The following is a 20,586-nucleotide window of genomic DNA, read 5'->3' as shown; positions in this document are numbered from 1 at the left end:
TGAGTTGGCGCACAGACTTGCAGATTTCGCTGCAGCGCCCAGGTCGATCGTGACCAGCGGGTTCCCGCCTACCATGTTCCGCCCGTTCCCGCCAACTGCACGCCCTGAAAGCCGTAGATTCCCCGTCGCAGCACGACGCCGGCGGCCTCTTCGTCCATGCCCATAGATACCAAAGTTAAATGCTTTCCCACGTAGATTTTAAGCCAACGACGAAGAATCGCGAGCACATGGGCACGACGGCACCGCCTATTCCCAGTCCGAATGTCGCTGAGGCCGGGGACGCGCAACCGTCTCCGGCCAGCGACCTGCGCGCGCGTCGTGCCGGGCGGCGCCGGCAGATGCTGGCGCTGGTCGCCGGATGCTACCTGATCGACGCCGTCATCCTGCTGATCTACGCCGAGGCGGGAACCGTCCCGGTCACGATCGCGCCAGCCTACGCAGCGACCGGCATTCTGACCGTCGCGCTGTGGACCGCCCTGTCGGAGAGCGGCTTCAACGACCGTTTCCGCGACCACTACCTCGTGGTGCCGCAATCGCTCGCCAGCATGATGATCACGGTCGCGTTCTGCTACATCGCGCCCGAAGTCAGCATCCTCTTCCTGTGCACGCTGTACATCGTCGTCGCCTTTGCCTCGCTGCGGGCGACGCCGCGCCAGAGCGCGATCTGCTGGACGTTCCTCGCGATCGGGCTGGCGGGATTGTTCCTGCTCACCGACAAGCCGCTCGGCATGCCGCACGACAGCGGCCTCGAGCGACTCGCGACGCTCCTGGTCTTCCTCCTCACCATCGCCGGCTGCATGTTCCTCGGCATCTTCTCCAGCGCGCTGCGCGAGACGCTGTACCAGCGCGGACAGAAGCTCAAGGAAGCCTATCGCCGCATCGAGGAGCTGGCCGAGATCGACGAGCTCACCGGCGCGCTGAACCGGCGCTCGATCATGGATGTGCTGGACGAGGAGATGGCGCAGGCGCGGCAGGGCGGCCAGCCCTGCTCGGTCGTGCTGATCGATCTCGACTGGTTCAAGCGCATCAACGACACGCATGGTCATCCGACCGGCGACGACGTGCTGCGCACCTTCGCCATCACCATCTTCGCCAACATTCGCGGCAGCGACCGCTTCGGCCGCTACGGCGGCGAGGAATTCCTGCTGGTGCTGCCGGGCGCACCGGCCGACGCCGCGGCGCGGCTCGCCGAACGATTGCGCCAGATCATCGCCGGCCTCGACTGGAGTGCGTTTTCGACCGGCCTGCAGGTCACGTTCTCGGCCGGCGTAGCCACCCCGCGCGGCGACGAGACCGCCGATTCGCTGCTCGCCCGGGCCGATCGTGCGCTCTACGACTCGAAGGCGCAGGGCCGCAATCGCGTCACCAGCGCCTGCGCCGTCCCGGCATGACCCCGAAACCCGCCCCGAACGAAAGCCTGCTCGATGAGCTCGAGGACACGCTCGCGCACGGCACCGTCGCCCTGCGGGTCGAGACCCTGCGCAAGGTGACGGACCTGTTCGTCGACGGCGCGACGGACTTCGCCGATGATCAGGTCGCGCTGTTCGACGACGTATTCGAATGCCTGATCGAGCACATCGAGATCTCGGCCCGCGCGCTGCTCGCGCGGCGGCTGGCGCCGCTGGCGTCGGCGCCGCCGCGAACGCTCTACCGGCTGGCCGATGACGACGCCATCGATGTCGCAGGCCCGGTGCTGTCGAAGTCCGAACGGCTCGACGAGGCCGCGCTGATCCGCACAGCCGAGACCAAGAGCCAGGCGCATCTGCTCGCGATCTCGCTCCGGCGCGTGCTCAGCCGCGCCGTCACCGACATCCTGCTCAGGCGCGGCAACGACGAGGTCGTTCACAGCACCGTCAGCAATCCCGGCGCCGACGTCTCGGAGGCCAGCCTCGACACGCTGGCCGATCGCGCCGCGCTGGACGAAAACCTCGCCGCGTGCCTCGCCATGCGGCCCAATCTGCCGCGCCACCTCTATCTGAAGCTGGTCGCCAAGGCGTCGGCCACGGTCCGCGCGCGGCTCGAGGCAGCAAACCCGAAGCTCGCGCAGGAGGTCTCCTCGGCGGTGCGGACGGCAGGCCGGCGGGCGCGATCGAGCGCGGTGGCGCTGACCAGCCAGACCGAGATCGCGCACGCGCTGGTGCGCTCACTGCATGCCGAGGGCCGGCTCGACGATCGTCTCGTCGTGCAGTTCACCGAGCAGCGCAAGTTCGACGAGGCCAATGCCGCCGTGGCGGCCATGGCCAACGTGCCGGTCGCGGTCGCCGAGAGCATCATGATCGAAAGCCGCGCCGAGGGCGTCATGATCCTCGCCAAGGTCGCAGGCCTGTCATGGCCAACGGTGAAGTCGATCATCCTGATGCGCGATGGGCTCGCCACCACCGCGACGACCGATCTCGACGCCTGCAAGGCCACCTATGAGCGGCTCCGGCGGTCCACCGCGCAGCAGGTGCTGCGCTTCCACCGCGTGCAGGACGCCGCAACGCCGATGCAGGTGTAGTCGCCTCCTGGGCTAATAGCGCAGCACCCTCGCGCCGATGAGCGCCCCGAGCCCGGCCACGATCAGCGCGGCCACCGTGTACCAGGTGGCCACGAACAGCGGCGAATCGTCGGTGCAATGCGCGGCATAGAGCGTCGCCGCCATGCCCGCCGAGACCAGCCCGGCGATCGCGCCCGTCATCGCCGGACGCGACGGCGCGCCATGGCGCAGACCGAACAGCGCGGCGGCCAGCAGCGGCAGCGACAGCACGGGAATGGCGCTCATGCACACCATCGAATTGTGGCCGACCAGCCGCGCCATCATCGGCGTGCGCTGCGGCAGCATCATCTCCGCCGCCATGCCGCCGACGAGGACGATGATCGGCGCGATCAGGAGCCAGCTCCAGCCCTGCAGCGAAGCTTCGGGGCGCGACAGATGCAGGCTGATGATCAGCGCCGGGATCGCCAGCGCCGTGGTGACGACGAACTTCAGGTCGAAGAACGGATTGCGCACCGCGAGCCAGACGTCCGGCCGGACGCCGAGGCCGATGAGCAGCATCGCGGTCGAGACCGGCGTTGCCGCCATCAGGGCCAGCGCCAGCACGATGCCGACCGGCTGCGCGCGCTGCGCATTGTCGGCGGCGAGGGTGCGGATGAGCTGATCGGTGTCCATGGTCAGGTATCCCGTAGCTTGGCCGTGAGGCTTGCGAGTGCCCGGTGCAGCGCCACCCGCACCGCGCCCTCGCTCATGGAAAACTTCTCCGCGGTCTGCTTGATCGAGGCAGCCTCGACTGCGATCGACTGCAGCACGTCGCGCTGACGCTGCGGCAGGGTCTTCAGCTGCGCCTCGACCTCGCCGGCCGAGACGGTGGGCGCCGGCGGCTCGTCGGCCAGCGTCTCCGAGAAATCGTCGATGTCGACGAACACCCGCCGGCCGCGCCGGCGCAGCATGTCGATCAGCTTGTTGCGCGCGATCGCGAACAGCCAGGGCGCGAACGGCGCGTCGACGTCCCAGGTGTGCCGCTTGAGATGAACCGCCAACAGAATTTCCTGCACGATGTCCTCGGCCTGGTCGGGGGGCTGACCGGCGCGCGCCAGCCCGCGCCGTGATGCTGCGCGCAACACCGGCGTGATCGCCCTCAGCAGGCGATGATAGGCCTCGTCGTCACCGGCGACGGCCTGGCGCATCCAGCCCGTCCACTCGTCGTCACGCTCGCGCAACTCCGCTCCACCCCCAGCAATTCGCCCGAATCGTCAGCTTGTTACTCTCGCGACATCCTGATCACTAATTCGTGATGCGGACATTGGCCTCGGAACCATCCGAGTTACGCCACAACGAGAGCACGCCACCGGGCAAGTCTTGGAACCGCTCCATAGCACCGAATCGAAAGGTGCATGATCAGGTTTAATGGGCCGCGCCGCAAAGTGCGGCGCCGCCCAGCTTTTGCCGTGAGCGGCAGGAAGATACCCATTTTCTGCCCCGTTCTCGACATCTGTCGGGGTCTCACTCCGGCCTGGGCTGGCGGGATGGGGAGAGAGCCGACGATGACGATCCAAGCCAGTGGACGTTCAGCATTGATCATTGCCGCCGCGTTCGTTCTGGGCCTCGTTGGCACTGGATTCGCCCGCGCGGCCGAACAGCAGAGCTACAGTCCGTTCTTGCCGGTGGGCTCCGAGAGCGATCCGGCGGCGAAGCAGGACGGATTCCCGGCGCCGATGCCGGTCGAAGCCCAGGCTCAGGCCGCACCCGCGGCGGAATCGGCCGACGCCGCGCCGAGCGATGCGCCAGCGGCCTCGGACGTCACCGTGAACATGGTCACGGTCAGCAATGACGACAGCTCCGGCTGGGACAAGGCCTCGATCATCGGCAAGATCTTCATCGCCTGCGGCACCCTGCTCACCCTGGGCTCGGCGGCACGGATGTTCATGATCTGAGGCGCCGCGCGGCGCCGCACCTACTTGATGCGCATCGATCCAGCGGGCACATTGCCCGCTGTTTTGATTTGCGGGGTGGGATCATGAGCGTTTACGAGCACATCATCGTCGAAGGCAAAGGCGCGGTCGGAATCATCACCCTGAACCGGCCGAAGATGCTCAACGCGCTGTCGTTCGGCGTCTTCCGCGAGATCGCCGCCGCGGTGGATGACCTCGAGGCCGACGACGCCATCGGCTGCATCGTGATCACCGGCAGCGAGAAGGCGTTCGCCGCGGGCGCCGACATCAAGGAGATGCAGCCCAAGAGCTTCATCGACATGTTCTCGAGCGACTTCACCGCGATCGGCGGCGACCGCGTCGCGCGCTGCCGCAAGCCGACGATTGCGGCGGTCGCCGGCTACGCGCTCGGCGGCGGCTGCGAGCTCGCGATGATGTGCGACTTCATCATCGCTGCCGACACCGCGAAATTCGGCCAGCCCGAGATCACGCTCGGCACCATTCCGGGCATCGGCGGCACCCAGCGCCTGACGCGCGCGATCGGCAAGGCCAAGGCGATGGACCTCTGCCTCACCGGCCGCATGATGGATGCGGCCGAGGCCGAACGCTCCGGCCTCGTCAGCCGCATCGTGCCGGCCGACAGGCTGATGGATGAGGTGATGGCTGCGGCCGAGAAGATCGCATCGATGTCGCGCCCGGCAGCGGCGATGGCCAAGGAGGCCGTCAACCGCGCCTTCGAGACCCCGCTGTCCGAAGGCATGAATGTCGAGCGCAACCTGTTCCACGCCACCTTCGCGCTCGAAGACCGCGCCGAGGGCATGGCCGCGTTCATCGAGAAGCGCAAGCCGGTGAACAAGAACCGCTGAGATTGCTGCGGGTCACTCGCAGCTGAACGAATCGATCTGCCTCTCATGTCGACGGGTGCACCTCACCCGCTTACCAAGCGCGTATCCGCGCGCCGGGCCGCAGCACTGCGACAAACGGCCTGTGGCGAGCACGCCACAACAAACCATGGAAAAGCCCGCCGGATTCCACATCGGCGGTTTGTGTGTGGCCGCCATCCGCCCTAAACAGGTAAACAACTGGTTAAGACAGTGAGACGCGGCGGAGTCGGATGGTGGGTCGAGCCAAAGAATTTGGCGTCGGCAAGATGCGTGTGCGAAGGATCGGCCTCGGCCTGACCCTCGCGGGCAGCCTTGTCGTCGTGTGCTCGCCTGCGCGCGCCGAGGATCTCGCCGCCGCGCTCGCGAAAGCCTATCAGACCAATCCGGCGCTGAATGCGGAGCGCGCGCGCCAGCGCGCCACCGACGAGAACGTGCCGCAGGCGCTCGCCGGCTATCGTCCGCAACTGATCGCGAGCCTCGGCGCCGGCCTGCAGGCGGTGCGCAATCTGCTGCCCAACAACACGATCCAGACCGCGACATTGAAGCCCTGGACCATCGGCGTCACCGTTACGCAGACGCTGTTCAACGGCTTCCGGACCGCCAACAGCGTCCGCATGGCCGAGCTGCAGGTGCAGTCGGGCCGCGAGGCGCTGCGCAATGTCGGCCAGGGCGTGCTGCTCGACGCCGTCACCGCCTACACCAACGTGCTCGCCAACCAGTCGCTGGTCGAGGCACAGCGCTCCAACGTCGCCTTCCTGCGCGAGACGCTCTCGGTCACGCAGCGCCGTCTCAATGCCGGCGACGTCACGCCGACCGACGCCTCGCAGGCCGAGGCGCGGCTGTCGCGCGGGCTGTCCGATCTCAACGCCGCCGAGGTCAACCTCGCCATCAGCCAGGCGACCTATGCCCAGGTCATCGGCATGGCGCCGGGCCAGCTTCGCGCGGCCGACCCGATCGATCGCCTGCTGCCGCGCAGCCGCGAGGACGCGATTGCGCTCGGCAACAAGGAAAATCCGGCCGTGGCTGCGGCGAGCTTCGACGTCGACGTGGCCTCGACCTCGATCAAGGTCGCCGAGGGCGCGCTGCTGCCGAGCGTGACCCTGCAGGGCGGTGTCAGCCGCAGCCGCGATTCGGATCAGACGCTGGGTACCTTCGGCACCGACCAGGCCTCGATCGTCGGCAGCATCACCGCGCCGATCTATGACGGCGGCACGGCGGCGTCGCAGACCCGCCAGAGCAAGGAGCTCGCGGCGCAGAGCCGCCTCGTGCTCGACCAGGTCCGCAACCAGGCGCGAACTGCGGTGGTCAGCGCCTGGGTTGCCAACGAGGGTGCCAAGGTCGCCGTCAGCGCCTCCGAGGCCGAGGTGAAGGCCGCCACCATCGCGCTGCAAGGCGTGTCGCGCGAGGCCCAGGGCGGCCAGCGCACCACCGTCGACGTGCTCAACTCGCAGGCCGATCTGATCCAGGCCAAGGCACGGCTGATCGGCGCGCAGCGCGACCGCGTCATCGCCTCCTATACGCTGCTCAGCGCGATCGGCCGGCTCGACGTCAAGAACCTCAATCTGAATACGCCGGACTATCTGCCCGAGGTGCACTACCACCAGGTGCGCGACGCCTGGCACGGCCTGCGCACGCCCTCCGGACAGTAGTGCGAGCGGTCATCGCTCAAGGCCGACGACCTTGCTTTGCCGATATTGCCGGATAGTCTGACGCACGACCGACTCCGGGGCTGTCATGACGGCATTGCGTTACCTGTTGCTTGTTCTCGTTCTCATCAGTTCAGGCAGCACCGCCGCGCTGGCGGACAAGCGCGTCGCGCTGATCATCGGCAACTCCGCCTACAAGACTGTCGCCAGGCTATCGAACCCGGCCAACGATGCGAAGCTCGTCGGCGACATGTTCCGCAACGCCGGCTTCGAGCGCGTCGACGTCAGGCTCGATCTCGGCGTGCAGGAGATGCGCCGGGCCTTGCGCGAGTTCGGGGCGCGGGCGCGCGAGGCCGAGGTCGCGGTGATCTACTACGCCGGCCACGGCATCGAGCTCGACGGCACCAACTATCTGATCCCGACCGATGCCGCGCTGGAGGCGGACAGCGACGTTCTCGACGAGGCGATCGCGCTGGAGCGCGTGCTGTTCGCGATCGAGCCGGCCAAGCAGTTGCGCCTCGTCGTGCTCGACGCCTGCCGCGACAATCCGTTCGCCAAGACGATGAAGCGCAGCGTCGCCTCGCGCAGCATCGGACGCGGCCTCGCCAAGGTCGAGCCATCGAGCCCGAACACGATGATCGCATTCTCGGCCAAGGCCGGGTCGACCGCCGCCGACGGCGACGCCAGCAACAGCCCGTTCGCAACGGCGCTGGTGGCGCATCTGCCAAAGCCCGGCCTCGATCTGCGCCGCGCGTTCGGCTTCGTCCGCGACGACGTACTGAAGGCGACCGGCTATCGCCAGGAGCCCTATGTCTACGGATCGCTCGGCGGCAACGACGTGGCGCTGGTGCCGGTCGTGCAAGCTCCGAGCGCGGCGGCCGATTCCGACGCAGCGATGCGGCGCGACTACGAGCTCGCCGAGCGCATCGGCAGCGAGGCGGCGTTCGATGCCTTCATCGAGAAGTATCCAAGCGGATTCTACGCCGCGCTCGCCAGGGCGCAGCGCGCCAAGCTCGCGCCGGCGGCAGCCAACGTCGCCGCGCCCGCCACGACCGACGTCACGCGCAGCCCGCCCGAAGCGTCAGGGCAACGGGCGGACAAGCCGCCCGCGGCGTCCGAGCCAGCCAAGCCCGCGATGGTCGCGACGTTGCCGCCGCCCGCGGACAAGGTCGCGCCGCCGAACCTGGCACGCGAGCTTGCCGGCGAGCTGCGGCGCGTCGGCTGCAGCACCGCCGACAGCGACGGCACCTGGGACATCAACGCGCGCCGGGCGCTGGAGCGCTTCAACAAGCAGGCCGGCACCCGGTTCGATACCAAGCTCGCCAGCCTCGACGCGCTCGACGCCGTCAAGGCGAAGACGGCCCGTGTCTGCCCGCTGCTCTGCCCCAAAGGCCAGCGCGCCGACGGCGAGAGCTGCGTCGCCATCGCCTGCCCCGCCGGTCAGGCGCGCGACGGGGATGGCGATTGCGTGAGGCGCAAGGACGAGCCGATCGCGAAGAAGCCGGACGAGGCGCTCAGGCACGACGAGCCGGCGCGCAAGAAGGAGCCACCGGTGGCGGCGCGCTCCGAGCCGGAGCCGAAGCGCGTCAGCGGCGGCGGCCGCTGCACCAGCATCAGCCAGCGCTGCGCGATCGAGATCGGCGGCCGCTGCAATCCCGCCACCGGCCATTGGGAATACGGCCGCAACGGCGCCGGCGGCAACACGATGTCGTTCAACAATTGCATCGGCCGGATGATGGCCGGGCGGCGGTGAGCCGCGTCAGGCAATCACCAAACCGGCAGTTGCCGGATCGAGCCGCCGCACGTCGCGCAGCCGCGGATTGCCCTGCGTCTCGCCCGAGCTTACGCTGCCCGGATGAACGGTGGTCGACATGTCTCAACGGGATCGAGAGTTTTGCAATCAGGCGCTCGCCTATCTGAAGCGCGCGCTTCCGAAGGACGAATCGGATCCGGCGAAGATCGAGCTTTCTCTTGAGGACTCGCCGGTTCTGACCGATCTGAACAATGGGCTGATGGCTGCCTACCTCGTCGACGCGGCTGATCGCTACCAATACGTTCAGAACGGGCATCTGGCCCGCGCTGATCTTACACAAGCCGAGCTGCACCGCCTGGGCGTTGCGAACCTGTTGGCCCTGTTCGAACGGCGATCGCTCCGGATCGAAGCTTTCGGAAACTGCTTCGCGGTCCTGTGCGGCGGCGATTTCGAGGCATCCGCCTTGCTGATTGATACGTTCTGGGACGAAGGGCTGGCTGCTCTCGCCCCAAACGGCTTCATCGCAGCCGTCCCATGTCGCGACATCCTCGCGTTCTGCGACGCTGCGAATCCGTACGGTCTGGAGGAACTGCGTCAGCTCATCGAGCGAGCGCGCAATGCCGACCACCCCATCTCATCAGCGCTCTATCGGCGGAGTGCGGCAGCATGGGAGCTATATCTCGATTGACCGCTCGGCCGGACGCGGCAGGCACAAGGAAGGGACACATGCTGTTCATGGTGATCGAACGTTTCAAGGACCGCGATCCGATTCCGGTCTACCGCCGCGTGCGCGATCCCGGCATCACGTTTCCCGAAGGGCTCAAATATCTCGGCAGCTGGATCGAGCCGAACTTCGACCGCTGCTTCCAGCTGATGGAATGCGACGACGCCCGCCTGCTGCAGCAATGGGTTCTCGCCAACGCCCGCGACACCGGCATGACCTTCGAGATCGTGCCGGTGGTGACCGGCGCGGAGACGCGCGAGGTGGTGGCGCCCTTTTTGGATGAGAATCCACTCGCGGGCGGACGATGCTCGACATCCTGACGCAGGTGCTCGCCGCATGCATCGTCTCCTACGCGATCGCTGTTCTAATGCCGTCGTGGCGGGCGTTGCTCGTGGCGACGCTGATCGTCGTGCTGCTGACTGCGTTCGACGGGATACGGCATTGGTGGTCGCCAGCGTCGGATCGTTGTCACAGCACCTGTACACTCAACGATCTGCTCGCCATTCCGCTGCTGCCGATTGCGAGAGCAGGCTTCTTGACCGGAGCAGCGATCCGCGCACTGACCTTCCTTCCGCATGCCCAAAGACTGTCGTCGCGGGCGATCATCATGATCTTGGTTGCCGGAGGGCCCATCGCCATCGCAATCGTCTTGTTCGCGCCGGATGTTGTTTTCTGGCACCCGCCCCGGCTGGGCTAGGCTCAGTCGATCGACACGGCCCTGCCCGAATTCGCTACCCCTCGAACGAAAACAGCTCGATCGGGTCGCTGAAGCCGCGTACCGGAAATTCGCCGACGCGCTCCAGCGCGAACGGGCCCTCGACGAGCTCGGCAAACGCACGCGACATCAGCACGGGACGGCCGACCTGCTTGGTCAGCGCCTCCATGCGCGAGGCCATGTTGACCGCGGGTCCGATCACCGTGAAATCCAGACGTGTCTGCGAGCCGATGTTGCCGTACATCACGTCACCGACATGGATGCCGATGCCGTAGCGGAGCGGCGCCCGGCCGCTCTCGGCGTTGCGTGCGTTCAGCTCCGCCATCGCCTGCCTGGCGCCAGTCACGGCATGCAGCAGGTTGGCACAGGCTGCGGGCTCGGTGAGCGGAAAGATCGCGAGCAGGCCGTCGCCGATGAACTTCAGGATCTCGCCGCCGTGCTGCGTGATCGGTTCCACCATCGCGTCGAAATAGCCGTTGAGCAGATCGATGACATCGTCGCGCGGCCAGTTGTCGGAGATCCTGGTGAAGTCTCTGAGGTCGCAGATCATGATCGCCGCGCGCACCGTCGTGCCGCTGCCGCGCCGCGTCGCTCCCGCCAGGACCATCTCGGCCGCATGCGGCCCGACATAGGTCTCCAGCAACGTCCGCGCCAGGCGGTTCTTGATGCGAATCTCGCTCACCAGCGCCAGCACCGGCAGCAGCCGCTGCAGCGCGTCGATGTCGGCCTGGTCGAAGCCACCGTGGCGATCGGTCGCGAACGTCACGAAATGCCGCTTGCCGAGCGTGTGATACATCGGCCAGGCGACGTAGTCGGTCAGGCCCTGCGCCCGCATCTCGTCATAGATCGCATGCTGACGGCCGAGCCTGGGATCGCGCGCCAGATCTTCGCGAATCTCCTCGGCACCGCCGTAGATTTCGGCGCCGGGGCTGCCGATGAATTCGGACCGCTCGCGGACGTCGTAGTCGATGCGGGCGATCTCGGCCCCTTGCATGCCGTCGCTCCACAGCATCCGGGCGCCGAGCCATTGCGGATGGTTGATCTGAACGTGCAGCGAGGCGCGCTTGAGCGGAATGCCGGCGCGCTGCAGCCGGATGCACATCTGCGCGAAGATGTTGTCGATGAAGCGCTCGTCGCGGGTGCCGTTGGTGAGCCAGTCCACGACCTCGTCGCCCAGGCGCTGGCCAGGGGCGAGATGGACGTCTGTTGCGGTCATGGCGATCTCCTGGCGGCTCGGCGTCGCGGTCCAGGAGATGTCGTGCCGCAATGCGAAAGAGTCAATCGACGTCATCGCATCGCGGCCCACCCGGATGGGCAGGATGCGCCGGCTCCTCATCGGTTCGGTGAGCCGGGCGCGCCTCGCGCGATGGGGCGGATGCTGCACACCCGCCCCATCGGCTCACATCACAGGATCAGAAGTGCACCACCGTCCGCAGGCCGAGAACCACCGCATTGCCGGTTTTGACACCGGCGCCATTGAAGCCCCGCCCGCCCGGATTGATGACATACTGGGCGTCGAACTTCAGGTTCATCCAGCCGGTCGCCTGCCAGCCATACCAGGCCTCGATCGGCACCTCGTTGCCGCCCGCATTCGGCGTCAGCGCCGCCGAGTTGACATGCGTGGTGCCGACCGCGAAGCCGACCTCGTCGTCGGGACGGAACGAGAAGGTGCCGGTGTGCTTGACGCCCCAGGAGATCTGGTAGTCCTGATACGCGGTGCGGTGATCGGCGACGCTGGTGTTGAGGAAGGTGTACCAGCCCTGCGCCTTGGGACCCTCGACCGTCAACCGCTGCAGGATCGATTCGTAGAAGCCGTAGCGGCCGCGCTGGCTGCTGAGGTTCTGATCGCCGACGCCGGGGCCGCCGGCATACACGCCGGTGATGCCGGGCAGACCGCCGTCGATGGTCGAGGCGCTGTCATACCAGCCGCCGACGCGCCAGGTGCCGTTGAGCGGACCGCTCGGTTCATACACCACCTCGACCGGCACCAAGACGCCTGCGGCCGGATTCGAGCGCGGAATGCCCGGCGCGAGATAGACGCCCGCGTCCGACGTCGTCAGATAGTTCGGATTGGCGTCGTAGACGCCGACCGACAGCTTCCATTCCTTGGTGAAGTTGTAGTGCACGACGCCGGCCCACTGGCTCACCGGCCAGTTGTAGATGTAGCCGCCCTGGATGTTGCCCGGCTGGCCGCCGCAGAAGGTCAGGTTGATGAACTCGCACTGGCCGAAGAAGAAGTCGGAGCCGACCGGCAGCCGGCCGCCCTTGAGCACGAGGCGGTCGTCGAACAGCTTCTGCTGATAGTAGAACTCGGTGAGGCGCAGGATGTTGCCGCGGCCGAACACCTCGTTGGTCAGCTGCAGCGCCGGAATGCCGGCCTCGCTGTTGAGATTCTTGCCGAAGCGATCGACCAGCGTCACGCCGATCATGCCGCCCTGGATGCCGGCGAGCTTGGCCATGTCGAACTTGGCCTCGAACCACAATTGCCCGGCATTGGCCGCGGTGTTGCGCGAGCCACCCGACAGATTGGTGACGGCTTCGTCGCCGAGCGTGAGCGCGAGCGAGATGCCCTGCTCCTTCAGCCTGGTCCGGCCGAGATCGCCGAACAGATACGGCCGCGTCCAGAAATCATCGACACCCGCATAGGGAATCGGCGGCGCCTTCATCGGCAGATCGGCCGCGACCGCACCACCGCCACCCAACAAACAAGACAAAGCAACCCCTACGCCGCACATGCGCGCGGTCGTCGCAAACCCACTCATTTTTCCTGCTCCTCGCAGCGTCCCCAGGCTCTGGATGTTGTTCTGTCGCGCCCGGCCCAGAGCCTCCGTCCCGGCACGCGCTTCCCCACGGCACAATCCCCGGCCGCCGCCCATTCGAGGGGCGATTTCGTCAACCTGAGATTGGATGGCAATCCTAGCAAGCGCCGAGGCGCCTTTGAATAGTCATATTATATTTGGGAGTCGGTATAACCGTAACTGTGACATGAGCGTCACATGCCGCACTGCGGAATATCTGCTGTTCAGGTCCGACCACGTGAAGCCGTCCGTATGTCGCTACGCTCACGAGCGGCTCGCCTGGAAGCACGATGTCTCCGCGCGTCATTGGAGAGGAGCTGCGAGTTCGAGAGCTCTCGGGCCGAGGCAACTTCCTAGCGAGGCTGCGCATCTTGAACGAGGGCATTCCACTCATCGCGAACGGCGTCCCGAAGCAGACCAGGAGGGATCGCGCCCACGTTCTCTGGCGCAAGATGACTAGGCTGTGGGCTGCATGTCTCGATCAGGAAATTGACGGCATCGTCTGCTGTCTCAACCCCAGCGGCTTTGGCCGTCGGTGCATACGTGCGGACGCAGGCTTTGAGGTTAGAGACCACTTGACGCAATCTGTCGTTCGCAGCCCGTGCTGATACTAACAGCGCAGCGGCAACAAGCAGCAATGCAATTGCCGTTCTCAAGGCATCGATCCCCATGACATCCAGCCCATCAGAATTGCATCGGCAGTTGTGCGGTTTAAGTGTGTAAACACCAGTTACGCGTCAGCCGAGGGTCAGCCAGCTTCGGAGAAAAAAACTGCCTTGTGGCGTCACTGCCAGCTTACTTCCAGTTGCACCCTGATAGCGTAAACTTCCGCCGCGGACCGAAAGGCCCGAGACGGGCCAGAAGCGCCCTTGGTCTCCGGGTGACGTGCTGCGCCGGGCGAGTCGGAGCGATCGGGCCAAATTCGGTCGTGACCTGTCGTCGTTGATTTGCCCGACGAGCAGCGTCCCGGCCGTTCATGCAACGAAATTGGTCTCGGCCACCCCAAATCGGCCTTCGCCGGAACGGCGCATTTCATCAGCAGCTTCAACGCCATCGCCCGTTTCAAGGGCTTCGCGCAAAAATAAATCACTTCCGAAAATCAGCAAATCATGTCTATTCTCTCCACGTTCCGGTCCGGATGAGGGGCGTACGCGTCGTCACGAAACGTTGGGCCGGCAATGCGGTGGACGTGAGGGCATCAGCGCGCTTCATGCGCGGACGAACGATGCGCTCGCGGACGTGAAGTCGCGTGGTCCTGACACCCCGAAGCTGGTGTCCCCGCGGCGGCGAGCGAGACGCGCGTCGTCGCGCACGGTGGCCAACAAGCCCGGTGCACCGAGGAGATCGCGTATAAGCGTTAAAACCGCCGCGCAGGGAATGCCGGATGAACCGGCTTTGCCTGTGGTACCTGCCGCCTGCATTTTTTTCCGCAGGCGGGCCATGGGTGAGGCCCTCACCCGGCATTCCCTGCGCCCTCATCACTCTCGAGGGCGGACGTCTTCCGCATCTCCTGGGTGCAATCGCGCCGCGGGATGGTGCGCGCGCGCCCGGCTGTTTGACTCGTTGGAAGATGGAATGAGACGCGCGCCTGCCGTCGCCAACGACGTACGGAATCCGCGCGCAGCCCCTACTCGTCCGTCTGGTCGTCGTGCTCGGCCTGCGACAGCTCGGCAAGGGCGAGGTCGCCGGAATCGGCCATGCGCGCCTTGGCGATGGTCCGGACATGCGCGGCGAGCGCCGGCATCCGCGCGATCAGCGCATGGAAATCCTGCGCGTCGAGCACCAGCAGCCGGGTCTTGCGCGTCGCCGTCACGGTGCCCGAGCGCTTGGTCCGGTGCAGCAGCGCGATCTCGCCGAAGAACGTGCCGTCGGCGAGCTTGACGCATTGCGTCGGCAGCTCGATCTCGACCTCGCCGGCAGTGATGAAATACATCGAGGAGGCGGCATCGCCGCGCCGCACCAGCACCTCGCCGGATTCGATCGTGCGCGCGCGCAGCAGCCGCATGATGTCGGCGATTTCGGACGCCGAAAGATGCGAGAACAGCGGCACCCGCGCCAGCATGCCCCAGGTGACGACGAAGTCGCGCCGCTTGATCTCCTCGGCGAACGCGGTGGAGATGATCGCGACCGGCAGCGCGATCATGGCGAAGCCCCAGATGATCGCGAACACCGTGATGATGCGGCCGAGCGGCGTCACCGGCACGACATCGCCATAGCCGACGGTGCCGAGCGTCACGATCGCCCACCACATCGCGTGCGGGATGGTGCCGAACTTGTCGGGCTGGACGTCGCGCTCGACCGCATAGAGCAGCGAGGCGAACAGCAGCACCGCGCCGGCCAGGATGACGAGGCAGCCGATCAGGATGCGCCGCTCGGCCTGCACCGCCGACAGCAGCGAGCGCAGCGCCGGCGAATAGCGCACCAGCTTGAGGAACGGCAGCACGATGCACACCGCTTCCAGGCTGCGGTCGCCGAGCACGAGCGCAATCGCGGCCGGCACGAAGGACAGGAGATCGATCAGGCCGAGCGCTGACAAGGCGTAGGCGAGCCGCTCCCGGTGCGGCGACTGGCGCCGCGGCATGTGCCCCGCCACGCTCCAGAGCCGAGCGACATACTCCGCGGCAAACACGATCAGCGAACAGACCTTGATCGCTCGCAGCAATCCGCCAATGGCGGCCGCGATGTCCGGGTCGGAGGCCAGCACCACCGCCAGCACGTCGAGCGTGATGACGAGCACGATGAACTGGACGACGCGCGAGCCGTGCGTGCTCGGCAGATGGTCGTGCTCGAGCAGCTCGTACAGCCGGTCGCGCAGATCGGGATCGCGAACGCTCTCGCCCGGCCCGAGCGTCGGCACGGTCAGCCTGCCTTGCTGATCGCGCTCTCGATCGCGGCCAGCGCAGCCTCCGCCTTGGAGCCGTCGGGACCGCCGGCCTGGGCCATGTCGGGACGGCCGCCACCGCCCTTGCCGCCGAGCGCCTCGGACGCAGCCCGCACGAGGTCGACCGCATTGAAACGCGAAGTGAGATCGGCGGTGACGCCGACCACGACCCCGGCCTTGCCGTCCTCCGAGGTCGCGACAAGCGCGACCACGCCGGAGCCGAGCTGCTTCTTGGCGTCGTCGGCCAGCGATTTCAGATCCTTCATCTCGATGCCGGTGACCACGCGCCGGAAAAACTTGATGTCTCCGATCAGAGTCGGACCTGTGCGGCCTCGCCCCTCCATGCTATCGGCAGCTTCCCCTGCTGACATGACACCGCTGACCCCGCCACCCATCGCGAGCTTCTTGCGCGCGTCCGACAGCTCGCGCTCGAGCTTCTTGCGCTCCTCCATCAGCGCGGTGATGCGCGCCGGCACGTCCTCGACCGTGGTGCGCAGCTCGGCCGCCGCCGCCTTGGCGAGCGAGAGGTTGTGGTTGGCATGCGCACGGGCGCCGCGCGCCGTCAGCGCCTCGATGCGGCGGACACCGGACGCCACCGCACTCTCCGAGGTGACCGCGATCAGGCCGATGTCGCCGGTGCGCCTGACATGGGTGCCGCCGCACAGCTCGACCGACCAGCCCATGGCGTTATTGCCGTGATCACGCGCGGCGTTGCCCATCGAGACGACGCGGACCTCGTCGCCATATTTCTCGCCGAACAGCGCGCGGGCGCCGGCCTCGCGGGCATCGTCGAGCCCCATCAGGCGGGTCGTGACCTCGGCATTCTCGAGCACGACGTCGTTGGCGATGTCCTCGACGCGGGCGAGCTCATCCGGGGTGATCGGCTTCGGATGGACGAAGTCGAAGCGCAGGCGGTCCGGAGAGACCAGCGAGCCGCGCTGGGCGATGTGGTCGCCGAGCACCTGGCGCAGCGCCTCGTGCAGGATGTGGGTCGCCGAGTGGTTGGCGCGGATCGCCGAGCGCCTGGTGTGGTCGACGTCGAGCTGCAGCGCCGCGCCGAGCTTGAGCGTGCCCTGCTCCACGGTGCCGATGTGCGCGAACAGGTCGCCAGCCTTCTTCTGGGTGTCGGTGATGCGCACGCGGACGCCGTCGCCGGTCATGAGGCCGGTGTCGCCGACCTGGCCGCCGGACTCGCCGTAGAACGGGGTCTGGTTCAGGACGATGACGCCGCTCTCGCCGGCCTTGAGGCTGTCGACCTCGGCGCCGTTCTTGACCAGCGCGGTGACCGCGCCTTCGGCGGTCTCGGTCTCATAGCCGAGGAACTCGGTGGCGCCGAGCTTCTCGCGCAGTTCGAACCAGACGCTCTCGGTCGCAGCCTCGCCGGAGCCGGCCCAGGCGGCGCGCGCCTTCGCCTTCTGCCGGCTCATGGCATCCTGGAAAGAGGCCTGATCGACGCTGATGCCACGCGACTTCAGCGCGTCCTGGGTCAGGTCCAGCGGGAAACCGTAGGTGTCGTACAATGTGAAGGCGACGTCACCGTCGAACATGTCGCCCTTCTTCAAGCTGGCCGACTGCTCATCGAGAAGGGCAAGGCCGCGCTCCAAGGTCTTGCGGAACCGCGTTTCCTCCAGCCGCAAGGTCTCCTTGATCAGGCTCTCGGCGCGGCCGAGCTCCGGATAGGCCTGACCCATCTCGCGCACCAGCGCGCCGACCAGCTTGTGCATCAACGGCTCGCGCGCGCCGAGCAACTGCGCGTGGCGCATCGCGCGGCGCATGATCCGGCGCAGCACGCTCCCGCGCCCCTCGTTCGAGGGCAGCACGCCGTCCGAGATCAGGAACGACGAGGCGCGCAAATGGTCGGCGATGACCCGGAGCGACGCCTTCTGCGGGCCCTGCGGGTCGGCATTGGTGAGGTCGGCGATGGCGCGGATCAGGGCGACGAACAGGTCGATGTCGTAATTGTCGTGCTTGCCCTGCAGCACCGCGGCGACGCGCTCCAGGCCGGCGCCGGTGTCGATCGACGGCTTCGGCAGCGGATTGCGGACCCCGCCCTCGAGCTGCTCGTATTGCATGAACACGAGGTTCCAGATCTCGATGAAGCGATCGCCATCGGCCTCCGGCGAGCCGGGCGGGCCGCCCCAGATCTTGTCGCCGTGGTCGTAGAAGATCTCCGAGCACGGGCCGCACGGGCCGGTGTCGCCCATCTGCCAGAAATTGTCCGAGCCGGCGATCCGGATGATGCGCGATTCCGGCAGGCCGGCAATCTTCTTCCAGAGCCCGAACGCTTCGTCGTCATCGATGTAGACGGTCGCGGTCAGCTTGTCCTTCGGGAGGCCGAACTCCTTGGTGACGAGCTTCCAGGCGAGCTCGATGGCGTTCTCCTTGAAATAGTCGCCGAAGGAGAAGTTGCCGAGCATCTCGAAGAAGGTGTGGTGCCGGGCGGTGTAGCCGACATTGTCGAGATCGTTGTGCTTGCCGCCGGCGCGCACGCATTTCTGCGACGTCGTGGCGCGGTTGTAGGGCCGCTTCTCGACGCCGGTGAAGACGTTCTTGAACTGCACCATGCCGGCGTTCGTGAACATCAGGGTCGGGTCGTTGCGCGGCACGAGCGGCGAGGACGGCACGATCTCGTGGCCGTTCGCAGCGAAGAAATTGAGGAAGGTCGACCTGATCTCGTTGACGCCGCTCATAGCAATCCAATCGAAGAAGTCCGGGAATTCGGCGGCAATGCTTTTAGACAAGGCGACTTCGCGTGTCCAGAAACTGTGCAGAAACATCATGGGCTTGCTGCACGGCTCCTAAAGCTGGTTGAAAGCCGCCGTGACGCGTTGACAGCTTGCGCGGGCTGGTGTTTGGTCCCGGACATAGACGACAGTCGCGTCGGGAGAGACTGGCCTTTGAGGTTCTGGTTGAACGTCAAGGGTCGGCGCCGAAGGAGCAACCGCCCCGGAAACTCTCAGGCAAAAGGACCCTCGCGACTGCAACTGCATCTGGAAAGAGACGCTTGTCCGGTTTTGACCGGGACGCGTCCGCCGACGGGATAATACTCTCAGGCACAGCGACAGATGGGGCTTCGGTGGCGTTTTTCGGGACTGGTCCCGAGGAACCGCGCGAGGATCCCTGATCGATGGCTGAACCGGCTGCCCCCCCTTTTTTGAAGCGAACGCCGCTCCATGCGCTGCATGTCAGCCTTGGCGGCAAGATGGTGCCCTTCGCGGGCTATGAGATGCCGGTGCAGTACGCGCCCGGCGTGCTCAAGGAACACCTCCATACCCGCAGCGCGGCCGGGCTGTTCGACGTGTCCCACATGGGGCAGGTCGCGCTGGTGCCGAAATCCGGCAAGGTCGCCGACGCCGCAGCCGCGCTCGAGCGGCTGGTGCCTCAGGACGTCATCGGCATTCCCCCGGGCCGGCAGCGCTATGCCCAGTTCACCAATGCCGAGGGCGGCATTCTCGATGACCTGATGGTGGCGAATTTCGGCGAGCACCTGGTGCTGGTGGTCAACGCCGCCTGCAAGGACGCTGACATCGAGCTGCTGCGCGACGGGCTGTCCGACGTCTGCGAGGTGCAGCCGCTGACCGACCGGGCACTCCTGGCGTTGCAGGGGCCGAAGGCCACGAGCGTGCTGGCGAAATTCTGCGCTGATGCCGAGGGCATGCGTTTCATGGATTCCGGCCCGCGCACGGTCGACGGGCTCGCCTGCTACGTCTCGCGCTCCGGCTACACCGGCGAGGACGGCTACGAGATCTCCGTTCCCGCCGCCAAGGCCGAGCAGCTCGCCGAAGCGCTGCTGTCGGACAAGGACGTGCTGCCGATCGGACTGGGCGCCCGCGACAGCCTGCGGCTCGAGGCCGGGCTCTGTCTCTATGGCCACGACATCGACACGGCGACGACCCCGGTCGAGGCCGCGCTGGAGTGGTCGGTGCAGAAGGTCCGCCGCAGCGGTGGCGCGCGCGCCGGCGGCTTCCCCGGCGCTGACAAGATCCTTGCCCAGTTCGATGGCGGTGCGACACGCCGCCGCGTCGGCTTGAGGCCCGAGGGCCGCGCGCCGGTGCGCGAGGGAGCTGCGCTGTTCGCGTCGGCCGATTCAGCCGAGCCGGTCGGCCAGGTCACCTCTGGTGGCTTCGGCCCGACGCTGAATGCTCCGGTCGCGATGGGTTACGTGCCGACCACTCTCTCTGCGCTCGACACCCCATTGTTCGCCGATGTGCGCGGCCAACGCCTGCCGCTGCGCGTCGCCGCCATGCCCTTCGTTCCCAACACCTACAAGCGCTGAAGGACGTCCATGACCACGCTCTACACCTCCGACCATGAATGGCTCAGCATCGATGGCGACACAGCCACCATTGGCATCACCGACTATGCGCAGGCCCAGCTCGGCGACGTCGTGTTCGTGGAGCTGCCGCAGGTCGGCCGCGCGCTGAAGAAGTCGGAAGCCGCCGCGGTGGTCGAATCGGTCAAGGCCGCCTCGGACGTCTACGCGCCGATCACCGGCGAGGTGGTCGAGGTCAACCAGGCGATCGTCGACGAGCCGGCGCTCGTCAACACCGACGCCGGCGGCAAGGCCTGGTTCTTCAAGCTCAAGATCGCCGACCGGGGCGAACTCGGCGGCCTGATGGATGAGGCCGCCTACAAGGCGCATACGGCGTGAGACGCGCGGTGCGTAGCCCGCATGAGCGGAGCGATGCGGGACCGGCGGTCCCGGGTCGCTGCGCTCGCCCGGGCTACGGTCTGCCGATCTCGCCGTCGCTGTTTACTGGATGCCCCGCCGTCGCGGG

18 protein-coding genes and 1 riboswitch are annotated in these 20,586 nt (G+C 66.8%); of the genes, 11 read left to right on the top strand and 7 right to left on the bottom strand.

Annotation, left to right across the window (positions count from 1 at the left end):
* The first annotated feature begins 227 nt into the window (after window positions 1-227).
* Together ACQR0W_RS30135 and ACQR0W_RS30130 are read left to right on the top strand one after the other, a co-directional pair.
* A complete protein-coding gene (locus ACQR0W_RS30135; protein ID WP_315753094.1) occupies window positions 228-1,391 on the top strand; it encodes a GGDEF domain-containing protein in 1,164 nt (387 codons plus the stop codon).
* Entirely contained in the window at window positions 1,388-2,497 is a 1,110-nt protein-coding gene (locus tag ACQR0W_RS30130; protein ID WP_316171159.1) for a DUF2336 domain-containing protein, read from the top strand. The genes ACQR0W_RS30135 and ACQR0W_RS30130 overlap by 4 nt, the downstream gene beginning before the upstream one ends.
* Before the next feature lie 12 nt (window positions 2,498-2,509).
* On the opposite strand, the gene ACQR0W_RS30125 is transcribed toward ACQR0W_RS30130, so the two are convergent.
* Together ACQR0W_RS30125 and ACQR0W_RS30120 are read right to left on the bottom strand one after the other, a co-directional pair.
* Complete coding sequence (locus ACQR0W_RS30125) at window positions 2,510-3,148, bottom strand: DUF1109 domain-containing protein (protein WP_316171160.1); 639 nt, start codon at window positions 3,146-3,148, stop codon at window positions 2,510-2,512.
* 2 nt (window positions 3,149-3,150) lie between these two features.
* Entirely contained in the window at window positions 3,151-3,696 is a 546-nt protein-coding gene (locus ACQR0W_RS30120) for a sigma-70 family RNA polymerase sigma factor (protein WP_315716082.1), read from the bottom strand.
* A 324-nt stretch (window positions 3,697-4,020) separates the two neighbouring features.
* Here ACQR0W_RS30120 and ACQR0W_RS30115 point away from each other — a divergent pair, with 324 nt between their 5' ends.
* The 7 genes from ACQR0W_RS30115 to ACQR0W_RS30085 all read left to right on the top strand — a co-directional run bounded on the left by ACQR0W_RS30115 (window position 4,021) and on the right by ACQR0W_RS30085 (window position 10,111).
* Window positions 4,021-4,410, top strand: a complete 390-nt coding sequence (locus ACQR0W_RS30115) for a hypothetical protein (RefSeq protein ID WP_316171161.1) — start codon at window positions 4,021-4,023, stop codon at window positions 4,408-4,410.
* An 83-nt stretch (window positions 4,411-4,493) separates the two neighbouring features.
* The gene (locus ACQR0W_RS30110) at window positions 4,494-5,273 is read left to right on the top strand and encodes an enoyl-CoA hydratase (RefSeq protein WP_315716080.1); all 780 of its coding nucleotides are present in this window, start codon (window positions 4,494-4,496) and stop codon (window positions 5,271-5,273) included.
* Window positions 5,274-5,521: 248 nt separating this feature from the next.
* Window positions 5,522-6,940 carry a TolC family outer membrane protein gene (locus tag ACQR0W_RS30105; RefSeq protein ID WP_315753100.1) on the top strand — a complete coding sequence of 473 codons (1,419 nt, stop codon included), beginning with the start codon at window positions 5,522-5,524 and terminating at the stop codon, window positions 6,938-6,940.
* A gap of 85 nt (window positions 6,941-7,025) precedes the next feature.
* On the top strand, window positions 7,026-8,690 hold the full coding sequence (locus tag ACQR0W_RS30100) for a caspase family protein (protein WP_316175890.1): 1,665 nt from the start codon (window positions 7,026-7,028) through the stop codon (window positions 8,688-8,690).
* A gap of 109 nt (window positions 8,691-8,799) precedes the next feature.
* Window positions 8,800-9,378, top strand: coding sequence for a hypothetical protein (locus tag ACQR0W_RS30095; RefSeq protein ID WP_315828239.1), 579 nt, complete (start codon window positions 8,800-8,802; stop codon window positions 9,376-9,378).
* 38 nt (window positions 9,379-9,416) lie between these two features.
* Window positions 9,417-9,734 carry a DUF3303 domain-containing protein gene (locus ACQR0W_RS30090; protein ID WP_316235250.1) on the top strand — a complete coding sequence of 106 codons (318 nt, stop codon included), beginning with the start codon at window positions 9,417-9,419 and terminating at the stop codon, window positions 9,732-9,734.
* On the top strand, window positions 9,719-10,111 hold the full coding sequence (locus ACQR0W_RS30085; protein ID WP_315716076.1) for a hypothetical protein: 393 nt from the start codon (window positions 9,719-9,721) through the stop codon (window positions 10,109-10,111). Before ACQR0W_RS30090 ends, ACQR0W_RS30085 begins: the two co-directional genes overlap by 16 nt.
* Before the next feature lie 34 nt (window positions 10,112-10,145).
* Here the strand turns inward: ACQR0W_RS30085 and ACQR0W_RS30080 are convergent, their stop codons facing one another.
* The 5 genes from ACQR0W_RS30080 to alaS all read right to left on the bottom strand — a co-directional run bounded on the left by ACQR0W_RS30080 (window position 10,146) and on the right by alaS (window position 18,498).
* Entirely contained in the window at window positions 10,146-11,345 is a 1,200-nt protein-coding gene (locus ACQR0W_RS30080; RefSeq protein WP_315753104.1) for an adenylate/guanylate cyclase domain-containing protein, read from the bottom strand.
* Between the two features lie 196 nt (window positions 11,346-11,541).
* Window positions 11,542-12,891, bottom strand: a complete 1,350-nt coding sequence (locus ACQR0W_RS30075) for a carbohydrate porin (RefSeq protein ID WP_315828237.1) — start codon at window positions 12,889-12,891, stop codon at window positions 11,542-11,544.
* 1,010 nt (window positions 12,892-13,901) lie between these two features.
* Window positions 13,902-14,033, bottom strand: coding sequence for a hypothetical protein (locus tag ACQR0W_RS30070; protein ID WP_316171163.1), 132 nt, complete (start codon window positions 14,031-14,033; stop codon window positions 13,902-13,904).
* A 521-nt stretch (window positions 14,034-14,554) separates the two neighbouring features.
* Complete coding sequence (locus ACQR0W_RS30065; RefSeq protein WP_315828235.1) at window positions 14,555-15,784, bottom strand: cyclic nucleotide-gated ion channel; 1,230 nt, start codon at window positions 15,782-15,784, stop codon at window positions 14,555-14,557.
* A gap of 2 nt (window positions 15,785-15,786) precedes the next feature.
* A complete protein-coding gene (alaS, locus tag ACQR0W_RS30060; RefSeq protein WP_316171191.1) occupies window positions 15,787-18,498 on the bottom strand; it encodes an alanine--tRNA ligase in 2,712 nt (903 codons plus the stop codon).
* Between the two features lie 181 nt (window positions 18,499-18,679).
* A riboswitch (glycine riboswitch) is annotated at window positions 18,680-18,790 on the top strand.
* Between the two features lie 145 nt (window positions 18,791-18,935).
* Between alaS and gcvT the strand changes: the two genes are divergently transcribed.
* Entirely contained in the window at window positions 18,936-20,084 is a 1,149-nt protein-coding gene (gene gcvT, locus ACQR0W_RS30055; protein ID WP_316171164.1) for a glycine cleavage system aminomethyltransferase GcvT, read from the top strand.
* 9 nt (window positions 20,085-20,093) lie between these two features.
* On the top strand, window positions 20,094-20,459 hold the full coding sequence (gene gcvH, locus ACQR0W_RS30050; RefSeq protein ID WP_315716067.1) for a glycine cleavage system protein GcvH: 366 nt from the start codon (window positions 20,094-20,096) through the stop codon (window positions 20,457-20,459).
* Window positions 20,460-20,586: the final 127 nt, after the last annotated feature.

Origin of the sequence: Bradyrhizobium sp. HKCCYLRH1034, from assembly GCF_051168375.1 — a bacterium.
Classification (GTDB): Bacteria; Pseudomonadota; Alphaproteobacteria; order Rhizobiales; family Xanthobacteraceae; genus Bradyrhizobium.
The sequence above is the reverse complement of the archived record's forward strand: the minus strand, read 5'-3'. Positions and strand labels throughout refer to the sequence as shown.